The following is a 17422-nucleotide window of genomic DNA, read 5'->3' as shown; positions in this document are numbered from 1 at the left end:
TAAAATCTTGAAAATAAGGTGCAATGGGTTGTCTCATCCATTGCACCTTCTCCATTTATCTAAGACACAAATATTAAGGCTTGATGACCATGGTTGATATGACCAACAAACGCCTCTCAGTTGCGCCAATGATCGACTGGACTACGACAGATTATCGTTATTTTGCACGACTGTTTAATCCGCATACCTATCTGTATACCGAGATGATCAGTACTGGTGCATTGATACATGGCAATAGAGCACGGCATTTGCGCTTTGATACGCTTGAGCACCCTCTTGTATTGCAGCTCGGCGGTGCAGACATCGGTGAAATGACGCAATGCGCAGAGTTTGCTCAGCAATATGGCTATGACGAGGTCAATATCAATGTTGGCTGCCCCTCAGATCGCGTACAGCACAATAAGATAGGTGCCTGTTTGATGGCAGAACCTCAGACCGTTGCTGATTTGGTCAAGCATATGCAAGCCGCAGTCGATATTCCTGTGACGGTCAAACATCGTATTGGCATCGATGATTTTGATAGTTATGAGTTTATGGTGGACTTTGTGCAGACAGTGGCAGCGGCAGGTTGTACCCGCTTTATCGTACATGCGCGTACGGCATGGTTGCAGGGGCTCAGCCCTAAGCAAAACCGCGAGATACCACCGCTGCGTTACGATGATGTGTACCGTCTAAAGCAGGATTTTCCTGAGCTAGATATCGAAATCAATGGCGGTATCGATACAATTGAAGACATCCGAACGCATCTACAGCATATCGATGGCGTGATGATTGGTCGGGCGTTTTATCATAACCCGTATCTATTAGCAGAGGCCAATAGCTTATGGAACGAGGCAACTTCTGAGACAATACCTAAGCGCTCGGAGATTTTAGAGCAGCTTTATCCCTATCTCGAAGAACAACTTGCGAAAGGTGAAGCGCTGCCAACGATGACACGGCATTATTTGGGACTCTTCCAAGGTCTGATGGGCGCGCGTAAATGGCGCCAAGCATTGAGCGGCAAACCTCAGCTGACGATTGATGATATCAAGCGAGCTGCCGATGAAGTGCTACTATTAAATCCTGATGCATAATCCTAACGCGTAGCCAAATTTAAATATTTGACTGGCTCGATATAATTTACATGCTAGCCATCGTTGTGGTCAGCTTTTTATCTATGCCGCTTGCACAATATACTGCCACATCGCTGCACCATTATTGACAATGTGTAGTACGATTGGCAGTAATAGTGAGCCTGACTTAATCCGTGCATAGCAAAATATCAATGCCAACACTACGATGGTACTAATCTCATAGATGCCATACTGCACATGGATCACAGCAAATATAAAACTTGTCACAATGCTGGCGACAATCGCCCCATGATTCGCTGAATATGAAGGTGCTGTGAACTGTTCTGCGATGGCTGACCACAATATACCACGAAAGATAACCTCTTCATAAATTGGTGCGACGACCACCATAGCAAAGACCAACAGCCAAATCGAAATGACAGACTGATAGAGCGGATCAACAAACACCAACGGCATCATATCGAGTACATACGTCAGTGTCTGACTGGCAATCATAAATATCAGTAGTAGCCCAAGCATGCCTATACCCACCGACAGTGAGAACGGTTTTAAGGCTAAATATTGACGCAGACTGCCACCTTTTAAACGAATGATAAGCACGCTAATTGCCACTAGCAATACACAGCCGATAAGTATAGACAGGCTCACGACCGTTCCATCATTACTACCAAAATAGAATATACGCCCTATCGATGTCCTTTCATCAGCAGGTAATACCAGCTTGCCAGCGACATAAACACCTACCAACTGACTGACAAAAAACGCAAGCACCATTCCTACTGTTAGCACGAATGTACCCACGCGCGAAAATAGCGGCAGAGACTTAGCTGAGGCAGTCGTACTAGATGGCGCAGTTAGGTTCTTTGGCATAAAGGTATCACTTAAAAATACTCTGGCAGCTCATATCTATTATAAGCATGACTGATGATATGTTGCGTTTATTTTGACAGTTGCTGCTTGATCAATCCTAGCACTAGCTTTGAGACAGACTCTGGATGCTCAAGTGGGAACATGTGCCCTCCTTCGTGAGTCTCATAAGGAATACCCAAGCGCGATTTTATCTGCTGCGGAAAGCGACGTTTCAAAAAAATACTGTCTTGACCAATGATTAAAGTCACAGGTACTTTGGGGCCACGATTCGGTGCCAGCCAATACCAAGATGGATTGGTACGGAACACAGCGACTTCGCTGGCTTTAGGGATAGCCAATGTCACTTTGCCATCCGCGCGCTCATGCAAGCCGTGATCGATATATCCTTGAAAGCTACGCTCATCAAAATTCTTAAAAAACCCTTTATGCCGCATTTTCTCATATGCTTCATCCCGGCTATCCCACACATCACGGCGATGCTTGGACACGCCAGCTGGTGACAGTTTGTCCATCAGACGGTTATTCATGAGCGGTAATCTGTCAGCTGTCTTTGCCAAATGCCATAACAAGCTGACTTTGCCATAAATCCAAGGCGGATCCATAAGCACTGCTTGTGCAAACAATTCAGGCTGACGATACGTGGCCTGTAACGTACACATGGCCCCAAGCGAATGCCCTACTCCTACCACCTGTGCGACGCCATGCTTTTTACAGGCACTGTTTACGCTATCGATGATTTGCTGCGTCAGACTACGCCAATGATCATCCACTGGATAATCGGGCGTATCACCCAACATCGCAATATACTCAATCGTAAAAAATTCTGATAAACCTTTAAAAAATGGCTCATATACCGCGCTTGGCATTCCATTAGCATGAGCAAAATGCAGCACAGGTTTATTAGTTATTTTAGAGACAGGTAGTTTAGCAAAGGACTGCAAATTTATTTCATCACTCATGACAGACTCTCGTGGGATCGTTTATGTTATATATTATTGTTAATGATTGAACCTTGTACCCTTATTAAAACCAACAGCATTAAAAATAACTTCTTCAAAACCAACCATGTTTATATGGCAAGTTTGACAACTGTGTTTGATGGTTATAGCTAGTTCAATCAGGCTATCACTCAGACCAAGGTTTTTTATTTGATATTGCATACAATTAAGGCTGAGCACAATTATATGCTCAGCCTTAACAATCATACACATTATATCTAAAACATAAAACGCTTAACGCATCTGCCCAGTGTTGCTTTCTTGTGGCAATACGTCGAGACTAACGCTAGAGCCAATACCTGCACCTAACTTCACTGCAAAACGGTCCATAAACATTTGGAACGGATCGGTTGGGCTATAGCTAATGATCGTATCAAGGTCTAGTTGCTTACTTAGACTTGTGATACTACCTGTTTTGTCTGCCAAACCTAGCTCAATAGACTGCTCACCTGTCCAGAATAACCCTGAGAACAGTTTGTTTTGCTCAGGATTTTTCAGACGGTCGCCGCGACCTTCTTTGACAGCGTTGATGAAATGCTTATGCGTGTTTGCTAGTACTTTTTCGACATGATTTTCTTCATAATCAGTCAACGGACGAGATAAGCTTAAGATATCTTTATACTCACCAGCCGTAATCGTACGATCTTCTACACCAACTTTATCCATCAAACCTTTGACGTTATAGCTTGGCATAATGACACCGATAGAGCCGACCAAACTTGACGGATTGACATAAATCTCATCGGCGGCAGACGCAATATAATAAGCACCTGAAGCACCGATATCACCAATCACCGCATATAGCTTTTTGTCTGGGTACTCTTGGCGTAAGTCCATCATGGTCTGCCAAATCTCGTCAGACTGTACCGGTGAACCGCCAGGTGAATTGATATCCAATGCTACTGCTTTTGAGTTACTGTTTGCAAAAGCATCTCTCAAGGCTTCATTGACATCATACGCATTGGCCACATCGTCATTACTGATGACACCTTGCAGCTCAACCACTGCCAAATGTGGATCGCTAGTATCGACTGCGTCCATACCTGTTGGCGCACTGCTGCAACCACGACCAAGGGTCAAAAATATCAATAAGATATAACCAAAGGTCAGTAGTTTAAAAAAGATACTCCAACGACGAGCGCGGCGCTGCTCAACCACACTCGCTAATAACGTGTTTTCCAGCACCTTCCATTCTTGTCCACTTGGCGGGCTTGGTTGCTGCGGTTGCGTTGGCTGATTTGCCGAGTTATCAGGACGTTTGTTAGGGTCTGGTGGCCAGTTGGGCATATAACTTCCTAAGTTAGAAACAATCTAAAACAATAAAATGAGGTTGTTGAGAAATACAGCTAGAACGGTGGTATATACCTGATACTGTCTCACCATATCTGTGACCTATGTTAATAGTCAGTGACCTGTATTAATAGGCTGCTAAGTATGGTGGTATTTCGATAATGGTTCAATAGTATAACTGTGAAATATCACTATATTGTAACGCTGATAATATAAGCCTTATTTTTAAGGATTAGTAGTCTCGGCATTGGGAATACTATCAATGTTATTTAGCGATTTAGTTGTTTAGCGATAATGCCGCGTCTAACGGCTTGTTATCATAGGTTATAACTTCATCGATTCCCTGACGATTTATGACATCGCCTGTAATTTGCGAAGCACTATGACCAAGCCAACGTGTATTTTCGAATAGTATGTCATCATTATTCGATTCAACTGAACACAGTAATGACCACAGTTGCCAAACGCGTTGATGAGTATCAGCATTCAAAATCAGACGTGACTGGGACTCTGACTGTTTGCCAGTTAACTGGTTAGATGCTACTTGTGCTTGACGATTGACAGGTGAATTGACAGGTAACGAATTGAGTGGGTCTGCCGCATTGTATTTTAGAACGCGTATTGGCAATTTAGTATCAAGAGCAATCGTACAATCCCAAACGCTGGCATCACCTATCTTGGTCCAACCAGTAATGGCCTGTACTGACAATTCATCGTTGGCCGACTGCCATGTTTTGCCTTGCTCACAACGCTGAGTGCTGATAGTAGGCGTATCTTCAGACTGCCTAATTGTTTTATAGGCTTGCTGAAATGTATACCAACGATCAGAGCGCCCTGCTTGCCAATATTGGCTAATAGCTAAACGATTATTTAATTGAGCAACGGTCATTGGTAGTAATTCAGAAATTTTGGTACTAGCAATATTCTTATCGTCAGGAATTAACGTATCAGTCAGGCCGACACTGCTACTCTGTACGACAATACTCTCTAAATTGTTGACAGATAAACTGCCCAGTTGCTGCTCTAAATTTTTAGATAATTTTTCTGCTGTCAGGCTGCTTGGCATCGTTCGTGTAGAGGTTGGTCTATGATCAGCTAAGAACAACCAATTGGTACTGTCTTCATTGGCGGTAGGATATTGCAGCAATGCCGCCGTTATATACGAATCACCCGTTGGCAAAATATATAGGGTCGGCATCGTGACAAATGACTGCTGATTGGCATACACCGTCATCATCAGTAACGTTAATGGTGGTAACATCAACCAACGACTGAGTAAACCTCGTGGTAACAGCCAAGGCAATGCACTTAGCAAAGCCATCGATAGTATCGCGATATTAACTGGTGTATATAGCCATGCATCCGATAGCGCTGGCAATGACGTCAGCCAACTCATCAAATCGTGAAGGTTACCAACTATCGTACTAATAATTACCCAAAGAATATCAGCAATATTTGGCACCAGAAGGTAACATAGTCCTGCTAATAGATTGAGCGGTACAATTACCCAACCAAATAGCCCAATGGCAAATAAATTAATAAAAAGTCCCCATAACGACGCCTTACCAAATAAAAGCAACGTAACGGGTAATAAAGTAAGAAACAGCCAAAACTGTAATTTAAACACTCGCTTGAACGTTTGCCAAACACGGTTAGATAGCGCGTTATTGATATGAGTACGTGGCTTATCATCGTATAAATTCGTTACAGCAGTAGTCTGATGCTGATACGACTTATCGTCATACTTGAGTAATAACGCCACTGCAATAAAAGATAGCCAGTATCCCGCCTGCCATAATACGTAAGGGTCACGCCAAGCCATCAATATAGCCAATGCCAATAGCACGCGCATCGTACTGATAGGAAGCAATATCAATCTGACGAATCCAATCGCTAATAACATCCAAGCCGTACGAGCAGCAGGCACGTCAAAACCAGTAAATAGCGCGTAAATAAAAGCGGCACCAATCATTACCCACCAGCGCACTTGCCAACGCGGGATACGACGATAAATAGCCGAATAATTACGATCAAACAGCAGTACAACTATGCCTGCCAATACAATAGCTAAAAACAGTACATGCGTGCCTGAAATAGCGAGCAGATGTGAGATACCCGCCAGTTGATATAAGTCCTTAGTATCACGATTAATCAAGCTACGATCACCCGTGAGCAGACTTAATGTAACGGCTTTTGCTTGTTGCTCTGCTGTCGTTTGTGCTGACCAGTCTTGATAGAAATGCTGTCGTAATTGCCAACGCCCCTGATCGATACGGGTACGAAAGCGCTGAAGATATGAGTCAGAATCTAGCGACTGCTTCGAATATTTTTCATCGCTGATTTTATTGCTAATTTCGTTACTGTTTACCAATATAGGACTAACGGCCAAAATGTTTGCAACGCCATCAATATGCCGACCTCGCAACCAGCGATAACTGTCAAAACCAGTAGGGTTATTGACTGCTTGCTCAGAAGTAGCTAACGGCGCCAGTGCTAGGCTCATGAATATCTCATCACCGGGCTGCAAATCGTTTAAGAATGCAAACTGGCTATCATTTGCAGATTTTCTTGGATAGGCGTTAAGTAGGACTCGGTGTTCGCTAACTTTGAGACTAATTTCATTGGAATTAATATCGTGATTAGTGCTTAGGCTATTTTTATTTGCATCTAAGTAGTCGGATGTTTTAGTTGCTAATTCTATCGGCGTCAGCTCAGCGACCAATGGAGTGATGTTCGTTATCACTGCTACTTGGCGATACCCGCTGTCTGTAGTAGCATCATAAACACTGTCGCTCAACCCTTCGATACGCACGAGTGCTTGTACTCGTATCGGTGCAGTTATTTCAGTGGTTTCTGCTTGTTGATGAGTAACCAAAGCTTGCAGTGCGCTACCTATCACTAACGCAGTCGCTAACAAAGCCCAGAACAAGTGTCTAATAATTCGGAAAGGAAGTTTAGTATGGCGAGATACGTTGTTAGAGGTATTGTTATCAGCGCTGTGGCTGTCTATTGAGGGTATGTTGAATTGAGCATAAGCCAACAGAAACGTAGCAAATACAATCAGTGCCAAAGGCAGATTAGATGTACCAACTGTCTCTAGCAAGGATAAGTCAGTTGGCAATATCACATTATCTGCGACTGCCAATACGCCCATCATAACTATAATTATGAGGCTACCAATCAACCAGTACACCAGCACTCCTTGCTTGATGACTTAAATATTATTCGGCCAAATATGGTGACTTACTATAGCAAATGACACGTGATGCAATAGCATTTATATTTATATTACCCTATACTGAGGCAACGTATTAGGTGGTAACTATCTGACACCACCATTCTGTGTGTTCTAACCTTTATCCTACTCACCATATATTACTTTATACCAGCTTCTCAATACCATTGAGTAGACTGTAGTTAATGATTAAAGGCGATCCTGTGCCCCAAAAACGTCTAAAAGACCTACTTCCTACACCAGAGAAAATCTTAGAAAGTCGCACTTTAAAGCTGTTTGCACCGCACTTAGCTGATCCAAGGTTATGGCATTTCAATCGACACAGCCTAAATAAGGCCGTCTATATCGGTGTACTAAGTGCATTTTTTCCGCTGCCAGGACAGATGTTACTGGCACTTATTGGCTCGCTTATTTTTCGTGCCAATGTCCCTATGGCGCTTGGTTTAACATGGATTACCAACCCCGTCACTAGCTTGCCAATATTTTATGCTGGATATTATATCGGTGCAAAGATCATTGATGCACCTGTGATCAGCTTGCGATTCATCGGTAGAATGATTGCTGATTTTAGCTTATGGGCATTATCAAACGGCGCCAATCCGTTCATTACTTATCGCGGTACAGTATCGCTTGCTGCATTTTGTATCGGGCTAACGATTCTAGCCGTGGTCACCAGTCTTATTTGCGGATTGGCATTTAAGGCCATTTGGCGTTATAAGACCGTGGCGAGCTGGCAGAAACGTCAGCAAAAACCTTCTGACGAATCTGACAAGTTATAAGGTTCTCTATCGTTATTACACTGCTATAACGCTTATGCCCTAGCTAAGCAAGCAGAGCTCATTCTTCTTTACTGTTCTCTATAGCGTTCAAAACTTTATCAGTGAAATTGCTATCCATCGGTACGATCTCAATGACTTCATCATTTTTGCAGAGCGTATAACGCTTACCTGTCGCGCTATCTTGGACTTTTAGGTCGTAATCAACCCCGGCCAAAGTGATGGCGTCAAACACAGGAGTCAGTAGCTCGGTTTGCGTCTGTCTATCGAGCGTTTCAAACAAAGTTGGATCGATGTAAGGCTTTAACGGCTCATCACCCTCTTCCGCACTGCCAAAAGCCGCAATTGGATTATCATCTACACGCATTCTACGCATCCTTATAAAATAGATAAGGCGGCTGGCTCACAACCGCTTAATCGCTAGTTTCTATGATATATTTTCTTAATAATACAACAATAACTTTTCAATATGATAGCTATAACAAACGCCAATAGATGGCGTTTCGGTCAGTTTTTCGACCTAATATAAAAAATTATTAATACTGTTCCCAATGCCCATTGCGTAGCAACAACTGACGGTCAGCAAGCGCCGCCAAATTGCGATCATGCGTCACCATAAGTAGCGCGGTTTGCATGGTGCTTTGTAGCTCTGACAACAGGCCAAAGACGCTTTGTGCATTGTCGTAGTCCAAGTTACCTGTTGGCTCATCTGCCAAAATAAGCGATGGCTTAGTCACTAGCGCGCGTGCAATTGCTACACGTTGACGTTCGCCACCTGATAGCTCACCTGGTCTATGCATCAGACGATGCTCAAGACCGACATTTTCCAAAATCTCAACCGCTTGCTTACGAGCATCAGTCGTTGATACTTCTGGACGCATCAGCAATGGCATAGCTACATTTTCGATTGCTGTAAACTCTGCCAACAGGTGGTGAAACTGGTAAATAAAGCCCAAATGCTTGTTACGCATTGCTCCGCGCTCAGTTTCATTCATGCTATTTAATAGCTGACCATGCAACCAAACCTCACCACTGGTTGGCGTATCTAGACCACCAAGCAAATGTAGCAGTGTACTTTTACCTGAACCACTGGTTCCAACGATAGCGATGCGCTCACCCGCATGAACAGTCAGATCAAGACCAGTCAATACTTGTGTACTGACCGCGCCTTCATCATATATCTTATTGATATTGGTCGCCTCTAAAATGGCAGACATAGCGCTTCCTTTATTTTATTTATTTCGGTATTTATTACGATACTTCGGCGTTTGCGATTACTCATAGCGTAGCGTTTGAGCAGGCTGAATCTTGGCCGCTCGGCGTGCTGGATAAATCGTTGCCAAAAAGCTAAGTACAAACGATGCACCTGTGATTAATACCACATCTAACAAACGCAACTGCGATGGCAAATAATTGACAAAATACGCATCAAATAGGTTCAGACCAAAAGCTTGGTTAATAAAGCCTAAAATATCGCTGACTGTAAGCGCAAATATCACACCCAGTATCGTACCAGCGATAGTACCAATGACCCCGATAACTACGCCTTGGACCATAAAGACTTGCGTAATCAAGCGAGGAGACGCACCAAAGGTTTTTAAGATTGCGATATCTGCTTTTTTATCGGTCACTAGCATGACCAGACTTGAGACAATATTAAAAGCAGCAACTAAGATAATCAAAAATAGTAATAGGCCGACCATGGCTTTTTCCATTTGAATTGCCCCAAACAGATTGCCATGAGTTTGTGTCCAGTCATTTGGGTATAGCTTTTCAGGTGCGATAGCAGCCGCTTTTTCCGCAGCTATCGGCGCAGTAAAGATATCGTTAAGCTTCATGCGTACGCCCTGCGCACCTTCTGGCAGACGCAGTAATTTTGCCGCATCACCCATCGGGATAAACGCCATAAGACTGTCTACTTCTGGGCTAATCGTAAAAATGCCTGTCAGAGTAAATCGCTTAAACCGCGGTATCACGCCTGCTGGTGATGGTGACGCTTCTGGCAATACTAGCGTCACTTTATCCCCTATTTGCAGACCCAAAGACTGCACCATCTCCTCGCCCAACACAATACTGAAGTCACCACTTTTCAGGGTATCAATACTACCTTCAATCATGTGCTCATTGATAATGGAGACGTTTTTTTCGTATTCAGGCTCGACGCCTGTCACCATGATACCTGCGACCTGACCATTTGATGTCAGCATCCCTTGCAGTTGAATGAATGGTGCCACAGCTGCCACTTCTGGGTCTTCTTTGATCTGATCGGCTAGCTGTTCCCAGTCGCCAATAATTTCTGATGAGACCACAGTAGCCTGCGGTACCATTCCCAAAATACGGGTTTTCAGTTCACGGTCAAAGCCGTTCATCACTGATAGCACCGTAATCAATACGGCAACCCCAAGCGTCAGACCAATCATCGAGATGAGTGATATAAAGGAGATAAAGCCATTACTACGTTCTGCTCGGGTATATCGTAAGCCGATAAATAACGCTAAAGGACGAAACATATTCAAACTCTTTATCTTATCTACGTGCGACTTTATATAGGTTGCATAACGAGCAGTAGTAAATGCATCATACAGTTGCTACTACTCACATATAAATCAAACACAAAAACAGGGTGTCAGACGAGCCAATAACAGCTGTCAAAAGGGAGCTAGTTTGACACAAACTAGCTGATATGTGCCAGTCATTAGCAACAACTGAGAGTATTTTTTACCAAAAAACTGGGTTTTGTTATTATTTTTTATAGGGGGCTTGCTATTAGCTGTACCAATACCTATATATTATATGCTAAAGACAATTGTCATTAACCCCTCATTGAGGTTTACTCGCTATTTACTGATAATATCGCTGACCATCATAAACCAATCATTTAAAATGTTGGATGGTACACAAGCAAATATAGTATTAGATATAAACCTCACGCTGACTTAATTTTGAGTATTTTCATGACCATAAATTATCAATACAAAAACATTCAATCTCCTACCAAGATCACGTTGACCGATGAGCAGTCTGCAGGTCACGCCGATCACTGGCGTATTCTGACCGATGATATGAGTCATGATGTGCCTGAATGGCTACAAAAAATGATCGAAGTCGCCGCGATGCCTAAAGGCCTGAACAACAACGTCAGTGCAAAAGACAGCTGCCTGCTCTTATCAGAAGATCAGCCATGTCATATTAATCAAGTGCTCGCGATGAAAGACGGTAAGCCAGAATGCTTTATTAATGCTTATCCTTGTGTTGATAGTCCTTACGGATTGAACTGCAAAATTGAGCGTGTCATCGCCAATGACAACTCACATGATGCAGTGTTACGTTTACGTACTGCTGATGGCAGCATTATTTATGCGTTTGATCAACTCTATACGACCAACCGCCATCTCTATCAACGCGACACATCTTACTATGTCAATTTTAGTGCTTGGGCGCATGAAATTAAGCTAAGCGAGCAAAGCGAAGTCATCATGGTCGAAGACCAAGAGTCTATCCGTTATCACCGTGCCTTTAACGACATCGTGGCAGCAAATGACGGAAAAATCCCTGATGACCTGCAAGAGCAAATCAGTGAATGGAAGCCTGAAACCAAAGAGCAAATGGCACCTGTCGAGATTAACTTGGGCCATATGTGCGCTTACTTGTTTGGCGATACGCTAGGACAAGAAGATGAAGCCTGGTGTCAGGGTCAAGTACTTGGCAAGCAAGAAACCGTCTTCAATGGTAAATCTATCATATTGTTTGATGTAGTGACGCTACGTGAGCAGGATGCAGATCCGTTTGTAGTGCGTATTGGTGCGCTCAACACTGCTGAAACCAATAGCATTAAGGTGCATGACTACGTCCAAGCAAACGTATGGCTACAAGCAGCAATATACAAAGAAAACCAATCAAATGCGACGCAGCAATCAAAAGCTAGCTAGACTGTTTGAAAGACTTTTTATGCCTATTTGATTGCGCAATAAAAAGCCCCTAATATGAATTAGGGGCTTTTTTATGTCTTACTGACTTACAACGCAAAAACGTAACGTAAAAATCGTGTAAATATGCGATTAAGCCATCGTCGTCATTGATTTGATGCGAGTGTATAACTCTTTTTGCTCTGCGCTTGGACGTGCAGTCTGTACGGCCATTAGCTGTGACATATCGCCTTCAACACGGATTTTGCCACTCATAAATGCACCCATGATTTGATTGGTATCAAAATCAGTGATGATAGACTGTAGGATATCGCGATCTAATAGCAGCGTCGTCGTTGCATTATCGTTTAAGCCGCGATGCAGCAAACCATTTGCAAAATTGGCTTCGATAGTTTTATCAGCTTCAGCCACTTTTAAGTTGACGACCATATTGGCAAGTACTGGTGGTAAATTTAACTCACCTGCTTCGTTGCCCATTTTTTCTACTTGCTCAAACCATTCATCTGTCAAAAAAACTGCCATATTATATTATCCTTAATTGATATTTTGTCAGACCAATACCCTTGAGGCAATATTGGCCTAACTATTAGAATTATTAAAATGATTGCTATCAATAGACCTATGCAATACATAGCCATTAATGACGTTCAGCCTCATTATAAAGGGCGACTTGATAAGAAGTAAAACCTATTTATCGGCTCAGCAATGTTATTGTTACAAAACTTCTTTCCAAGCCTACGCTTATATCTAGCGAGCGCTTCCCCTATTCAATTAAAACGAGCATCTAGAATAGTGACAAAATTGTGTATAAAATAGAGGAGTAGCACAGCAATAATAAGTTGCTCGCTAACATTTATACCAAAGAGTTTGTATTTTGGCGCATAGTTCTGATGATATTTAATTAGGATTGCGTTACAATACCCTTAAACAGAGTCGGGAGTTTTAACCAAACATTACATAATCGTGTTTTTTGTCAGCCGCCGCTAGCATACATCTATGGTCAATGCGTTTTAATAGCCCTATAGATATGGGTATCTATCTTCATTAGTACAGATTTTTTCGTAATAATTAAGATACATATTTAGCCTTATGAGATGTTTGATGCTCAAAAACGGCGCGTCTTCTTATTTACCTTGATGATCTATTAACAATCCTACTATCGAGCGACCTTGAGCAAGGTACATAACGTGCCTATTTTTATTTATTAGTATCAACTGATATAAAACAAGGACCTAAATCGATAGTTAATGACATCATTGCGCTAAGTAAGTCAAAAAACAATAGGTGCCGTCACTATGATAAGTATAGATTTATAAGTACTTATGATACAGATAGCACGGATTGTTGGTTAATTCTGTTGATAATTCGGGCTGTAAAGGAATCATCCAATGAGTTTACAAAACACAGCAGTCGCCCCAGTTGACCGTGAGTACGAAATTACTGTCGTAAGATTTTTTACGATCATGGCTGTCGTTTGGGGCATCGTCGGCATGAGTCTTGGTGTGTTCATTGCTTCACAGTTAGCATGGCCAGCACTCAACTTTGACATTCCATGGCTGACCTTTAGTCGTTTAAGACCGCTACATACCAATGCGGTCATTTTTGCGTTCGGTGGCTCTGCCCTGTTCGCAACGTCGTATTACATCGTTCAGCGTACCTGTAAAACGCGCTTATTTGCGCCATACTTGGCTTGGTTTACCTTTTGGGGTTGGCAAGCGGTTATCGTATCCGCCGTTATTACCCTTCCTCTAGGTTTGACCTCGACTAAAGAATACGCTGAGCTTGAGTGGCCTATCGATATCTTAATTGCCTTGGTATGGATTTCTTATGCCATCGTATTTTTCGGTACACTCATCAAACGTAAAACCTCACATATTTATGTGGCTAACTGGTTCTTTGCCGCCTTCATCATTACGATTGCACTACTACACATCGTAAACAGCATGGCGATTCCTGTTAGTGCGTTCAAATCTTACTCGCTATTTGGCGGTGCAACTGATGCGATGGTGCAGTGGTGGTACGGGCATAACGCGGTAGGTTTTTACTTAACGGCAGCCTTCCTTGGAATGATGTATTATTTCGTTCCTGTACAGATTGGCCGTCCTATCTATTCTTATCGTTTGTCTATCGTTCACTTTTGGGCATTGATTGCTTCATATATGTGGGCTGGTGGTCACCATTTGCATTATTCAGCGCTTCCTGATTGGACGCAGTCTCTTGCTATGGTCTTCTCAATCATCCTATTCGCACCATCTTGGGGTGGTATGATTAACGGTGTACTAACGCTATCAGGTAGTTGGGATAAGCTGCGTACCGATCCGATCATTCGCTTTATGATTGTTGCATTGTCGTTCTACGCGATGTCGACGTTCGAAGGCCCAATGATGTCTATCAAAACAGTGAATGCGCTATCGCATAACACTGACTGGACAGTTGGTCACGTACACTCAGGCGCACTTGGCTGGGTTGGTATGATTACAATTGGTTCGCTATACGTACTGCTACCACGTATTTATAACAAACCGAAGATGTACTCTATCAGCTTAATCACCACGCATTTCTGGCTAGCGACTGCAGGAACGATCTTCTATATCGTGTCTATGTGGATCTCAGGTATTGGCCAAGGCATGATGTGGCTTGCTACTAACCCAGACGGTACTTTGGTATATAGCTTCGTTGATACTGTTGAATTCTCGCATTTCCCATATATTGGCCGTGCATTTGGTGGCTTCTTATATGTATCGGGTATGTTTGTAATGGCTTATAACTGCTATAAAACACTCAAAATGCCAGAAGGTAAGCCTGTAGATGTCGCTGATCCAACGGATCATGAACCTAGTGTCGAAAAACCTTCGACAGCTAACGTATAAGGAGCGATCATGGCTGGTACACCGCATGAAATTATTGAAAAAAATACAGGCTTGTTAGTCATTGGTATCGTGATTGCTATTAGTTTTGCAACGCTAGTTGAAATCGTGCCATTGATCTATGACAACAAGGGTCCTGAAGAAGGTGGGGTGAACGCTCCCCTTCCCGCTATGGAGCCTTGGACAGCGCTTGAATTTGAAGGTCGTGATATTTATATCCGTGAAGGATGTCACGTTTGTCATACTCAAATGGTTCGCCCATTACGTGCAGAAGTTGAACGTTATGGACCATATTCACGTGCCGCTGAGTCGACGTGGGATCATCCATTCTTATGGGGATCGAAACGTACTGGACCAGATTTAGCACGTGTTGGTGGCCGTTATTCTGAAGATTGGCAAAAGCAACATTTGATCAATCCACGTTCGCTAGTGCCTGAGTCAGTTATGCCAGGTTTCCCTTGGTTGGCGACTAACGAAGTAGATGGCGAAAACATTCAAGCTAAAATGCGTCTATTCCGCGATCGCTTCGGTGTTCCTTATACTGAAGAAGACATTGAAGGCGCTCCAGATGCAGTGCTTGGCGCTACTGAGCTTGACGCTTTGGTCGCCTATCTACAGCAGTTAGGTACCGCAATGGAAGGACAGCGCTAATGGGTATTGGTGAATTACAAACAATTGCGACCGTTTCTGCCTTTATTGCCTTCGTAGGCGTTGCATGGTGGGCGTATTCGCCAAAAAACAAAAAACGCTTCGAAGAAGATGCACAACTTGCGCTTGATGACGAGGATATAAAATCTCTGTCTGAAGAGCAGCGCAATAAGGATAAATGATGACATTTTTTTGGAGTTCTTGGATCACGCTAATCAGTTTCGGTTGCTGGCTTTTTATTCTTGGCGTTCTGCTGTTTGTACTAAAATACAAACCAGATGTTGAGGAAGACGGTACTACTGGTCATGAATACGATGGTATCCGAGAATACGACAAAGCACTTCCTAAATGGTGGTTGGTGATATTTTTTGGTTCAATCGTTTGGGGTGTGGCGTACTGGGTATTCTTTCCAGCTATGTTCCCAGCACATTGGAAAGGTATCGCCACCGTAGAAGTTGACGGTGAGACTGTACCGTGGACCTCTAAAAACGAGTTGTTCAGTGAGCTTGAAAGTAACAACAAAGTATTTACTGATAACTTTGAAAAAAGCATTTTGGTAAAAGCAGATGCTGCAGGCGCGACTGCGACATTAGGGTCGTTGAATGAGTTACAAGCGACCATGCGTCGTAGCGAAAACCCACCAGCAGATCTACAGACTAAAATTGACGAAAAAGTTGCAGAACTTGCTCCTTATGTCGAAAAACTGTCTGAAAATCCAAATGCTTTAAAAGTTGGTAGCCGCTTGTTCTTACAGAACTGTTCTGTATGTCATGGCTCTAACGCTAAAGGTGCGACAGGCTACCCTAACCTAACCGATAATGATTGGTTATACGGCGGCGAAGCTAGCAACATTCTGACCACGCTACACAATGGTCGTATCGGCGGTATGCCTGCTTGGCGCGATCAGATCGGCGAAGACGGTGTACGTGCAGCTTCTGAGTATGTATTGTCACTATCTCCAAACAACGGTAGTAAGAGTAACGGTGAACTTGACCAAACTTTGGTTAATCAAGGCGAAGCTATCTTTAAGCAACAGTGTGCACTATGTCACTCTGAAAGCGGTAAAGGTATGATTTCAGCAGGTGCACCGAACTTGACTGACAATATCTGGTTATATGGCGGTGAGCGTGAGACTGTACGTAATACATTACGTTATGGCCGTGCTGGCGTTATGCCTCAGTGGGAAACTAAGCTAGGTAATGAGCGTATCATGCTACTTGCTGCTTATATCTACTCACTATCAGATAAAACAGGCAAATCACCTGAAGCAGCACCTGTGACTGCAGCTACTCAGCCTGTAGCAACTGAAGAAGCAACTGCTAACTAAGACGTTGTTACTGTACTGAATATGGACGAGATTTAATGAAGGGAGAACTGTTATTGCAGTTCTCCCTTTTGCGTATAGCGGTATTGATTTTCATTTAGAAATGACAATGATGAGCGGCTATAAATACTAGAAATCGTTCTCATATACTCATTGCTTTTTACGATTATTACCCCATTATTAGTAGGGAGAATGTTAGAATAGCTATTTTTTAAAATAGTCTATTGGTCACGGCTTTATATCGCTCTGACTCAATCACATAACACGATAATCAATTTCGCATAAATCAGATACAGGCTTGTTTAGCCTACTACTTGTAGTACCTTTGCTTGTATCAAGATTATGTTGAACCAATTATATTTACAATCGATCATTTGGTAAGCAGATTAGAAAGTTTTTTATCGAATTTTTTATC

Annotated in this window: 15 protein-coding genes; 7 read left to right on the top strand and 8 right to left on the bottom strand. The window is 42.9% G+C overall.

Going from position 1 to position 17422, the window contains the following annotated elements:
* Positions 1-89 precede the first annotated feature (89 nt).
* Complete coding sequence (dusA, locus tag ACTXGF_RS18475; protein ID WP_443533776.1) at positions 90-1073, top strand: tRNA dihydrouridine(20/20a) synthase DusA; 984 nt, start codon at positions 90-92, stop codon at positions 1071-1073.
* 81 nt (positions 1074-1154) lie between these two features.
* Here the strand turns inward: dusA and ACTXGF_RS18470 are convergent, their stop codons facing one another.
* The 4 genes from ACTXGF_RS18470 to ACTXGF_RS18455 all read right to left on the bottom strand — a co-directional run bounded on the left by ACTXGF_RS18470 (position 1155) and on the right by ACTXGF_RS18455 (position 7424).
* Positions 1155-1943, bottom strand: a complete 789-nt coding sequence (locus tag ACTXGF_RS18470; protein WP_443533778.1) for a CPBP family intramembrane glutamic endopeptidase — start codon at positions 1941-1943, stop codon at positions 1155-1157.
* A gap of 68 nt (positions 1944-2011) precedes the next feature.
* Positions 2012-2902: an alpha/beta fold hydrolase gene (locus tag ACTXGF_RS18465; RefSeq protein ID WP_443533780.1), complete on the bottom strand. Its 891-nt coding sequence runs from the start codon at positions 2900-2902 to the stop codon at positions 2012-2014.
* A gap of 273 nt (positions 2903-3175) precedes the next feature.
* Complete coding sequence (gene sppA / locus ACTXGF_RS18460; RefSeq protein ID WP_290175450.1) at positions 3176-4228, bottom strand: signal peptide peptidase SppA; 1053 nt, start codon at positions 4226-4228, stop codon at positions 3176-3178.
* 280 nt (positions 4229-4508) lie between these two features.
* Complete coding sequence (locus ACTXGF_RS18455) at positions 4509-7424, bottom strand: ComEC/Rec2 family competence protein (protein ID WP_443533782.1); 2916 nt, start codon at positions 7422-7424, stop codon at positions 4509-4511.
* Between the two features lie 245 nt (positions 7425-7669).
* On the opposite strand from ACTXGF_RS18455, the gene ACTXGF_RS18450 reads away from it, so the two are divergent.
* Complete coding sequence (locus tag ACTXGF_RS18450) at positions 7670-8245, top strand: DUF2062 domain-containing protein (RefSeq protein ID WP_227522947.1); 576 nt, start codon at positions 7670-7672, stop codon at positions 8243-8245.
* A 58-nt stretch (positions 8246-8303) separates the two neighbouring features.
* Here ACTXGF_RS18450 and ACTXGF_RS18445 read toward each other — a convergent pair whose 3' ends face one another.
* The 3 genes from ACTXGF_RS18445 to ACTXGF_RS18435 form a co-directional block, all read right to left on the bottom strand.
* Positions 8304-8609 (bottom strand): hypothetical protein, encoded by a 306-nt coding sequence (locus ACTXGF_RS18445; protein ID WP_443533784.1) that lies wholly within the window; start codon positions 8607-8609, stop codon positions 8304-8306.
* 169 nt (positions 8610-8778) lie between these two features.
* A complete protein-coding gene (gene lolD, locus ACTXGF_RS18440) occupies positions 8779-9459 on the bottom strand; it encodes a lipoprotein-releasing ABC transporter ATP-binding protein LolD (protein WP_057760792.1) in 681 nt (226 codons plus the stop codon).
* A gap of 57 nt (positions 9460-9516) precedes the next feature.
* Positions 9517-10752 carry a lipoprotein-releasing ABC transporter permease subunit gene (locus tag ACTXGF_RS18435; RefSeq protein ID WP_102092330.1) on the bottom strand — a complete coding sequence of 412 codons (1236 nt, stop codon included), beginning with the start codon at positions 10750-10752 and terminating at the stop codon, positions 9517-9519.
* A 444-nt stretch (positions 10753-11196) separates the two neighbouring features.
* Between ACTXGF_RS18435 and ACTXGF_RS18430 the strand changes: the two genes are divergently transcribed.
* A complete protein-coding gene (locus ACTXGF_RS18430) occupies positions 11197-12171 on the top strand; it encodes a hypothetical protein (RefSeq protein ID WP_443533787.1) in 975 nt (324 codons plus the stop codon).
* Positions 12172-12300: 129 nt separating this feature from the next.
* Here ACTXGF_RS18430 and ACTXGF_RS18425 read toward each other — a convergent pair whose 3' ends face one another.
* Entirely contained in the window at positions 12301-12690 is a 390-nt protein-coding gene (locus ACTXGF_RS18425) for an SCP2 sterol-binding domain-containing protein (RefSeq protein WP_057760797.1), read from the bottom strand.
* 866 nt (positions 12691-13556) lie between these two features.
* Between ACTXGF_RS18425 and ccoN the strand changes: the two genes are divergently transcribed.
* From ccoN to ACTXGF_RS18405, 4 genes are read left to right on the top strand one after another with little or no spacing between them, the layout of a single operon-like run.
* Positions 13557-15038, top strand: a complete 1482-nt coding sequence (gene ccoN / locus ACTXGF_RS18420; protein ID WP_058024766.1) for a cytochrome-c oxidase, cbb3-type subunit I — start codon at positions 13557-13559, stop codon at positions 15036-15038.
* 9 nt (positions 15039-15047) lie between these two features.
* The gene (gene ccoO / locus ACTXGF_RS18415) at positions 15048-15686 is read left to right on the top strand and encodes a cytochrome-c oxidase, cbb3-type subunit II (RefSeq protein WP_057760802.1); all 639 of its coding nucleotides are present in this window, start codon (positions 15048-15050) and stop codon (positions 15684-15686) included.
* Positions 15686-15865, top strand: a complete 180-nt coding sequence (locus ACTXGF_RS18410) for a CcoQ/FixQ family Cbb3-type cytochrome c oxidase assembly chaperone (RefSeq protein ID WP_057760804.1) — start codon at positions 15686-15688, stop codon at positions 15863-15865. The genes ccoO and ACTXGF_RS18410 overlap by 1 nt, the downstream gene beginning before the upstream one ends.
* Positions 15865-17010, top strand: a complete 1146-nt coding sequence (locus ACTXGF_RS18405; protein ID WP_201568027.1) for a c-type cytochrome — start codon at positions 15865-15867, stop codon at positions 17008-17010. The genes ACTXGF_RS18410 and ACTXGF_RS18405 overlap by 1 nt, the downstream gene beginning before the upstream one ends.
* The last annotated feature ends 412 nt before the right edge of the window (positions 17011-17422 follow it).

Source organism: Psychrobacter sp. 1Y6 (assembly GCF_052258385.2).
Classification (GTDB): Bacteria; Pseudomonadota; Gammaproteobacteria; order Pseudomonadales; family Moraxellaceae; genus Psychrobacter.
Note: the sequence above shows the minus strand (reverse complement) of the source record. Positions and strands in the feature narration are given on the sequence as shown.

Excerpts from the sequence above, each read along its gene's own strand:
- dusA (WP_443533776.1), top strand. The coding sequence starts at position 90 with ATGGTTGATATGACCAACAAACGCCTCTCAGTTGCGCCAATGATCGAC.
- ACTXGF_RS18470 (WP_443533778.1), bottom strand. The coding sequence starts at position 1,943 with ATGCCAAAGAACCTAACTGCGCCATCTAGTACGACTGCCTCAGCTAAG.
- ACTXGF_RS18465 (WP_443533780.1), bottom strand. The coding sequence starts at position 2,902 with ATGAGTGATGAAATAAATTTGCAGTCCTTTGCTAAACTACCTGTCTCT.
- sppA (WP_290175450.1), bottom strand. The coding sequence starts at position 4,228 with ATGCCCAACTGGCCACCAGACCCTAACAAACGTCCTGATAACTCGGCA.
- ACTXGF_RS18445 (WP_443533784.1), bottom strand. The coding sequence starts at position 8,609 with ATGCGTGTAGATGATAATCCAATTGCGGCTTTTGGCAGTGCGGAAGAG.
- lolD (WP_057760792.1), bottom strand. The coding sequence starts at position 9,459 with ATGTCTGCCATTTTAGAGGCGACCAATATCAATAAGATATATGATGAA.
- ACTXGF_RS18435 (WP_102092330.1), bottom strand. The coding sequence starts at position 10,752 with ATGTTTCGTCCTTTAGCGTTATTTATCGGCTTACGATATACCCGAGCA.
- ACTXGF_RS18430 (WP_443533787.1), top strand. The coding sequence starts at position 11,197 with ATGACCATAAATTATCAATACAAAAACATTCAATCTCCTACCAAGATC.
- ACTXGF_RS18425 (WP_057760797.1), bottom strand. The coding sequence starts at position 12,690 with ATGGCAGTTTTTTTGACAGATGAATGGTTTGAGCAAGTAGAAAAAATG.
- ccoN (WP_058024766.1), top strand. The coding sequence starts at position 13,557 with ATGAGTTTACAAAACACAGCAGTCGCCCCAGTTGACCGTGAGTACGAA.
- ccoO (WP_057760802.1), top strand. The coding sequence starts at position 15,048 with ATGGCTGGTACACCGCATGAAATTATTGAAAAAAATACAGGCTTGTTA.
- ACTXGF_RS18410 (WP_057760804.1), top strand. The coding sequence starts at position 15,686 with ATGGGTATTGGTGAATTACAAACAATTGCGACCGTTTCTGCCTTTATT.
- ACTXGF_RS18405 (WP_201568027.1), top strand. The coding sequence starts at position 15,865 with ATGACATTTTTTTGGAGTTCTTGGATCACGCTAATCAGTTTCGGTTGC.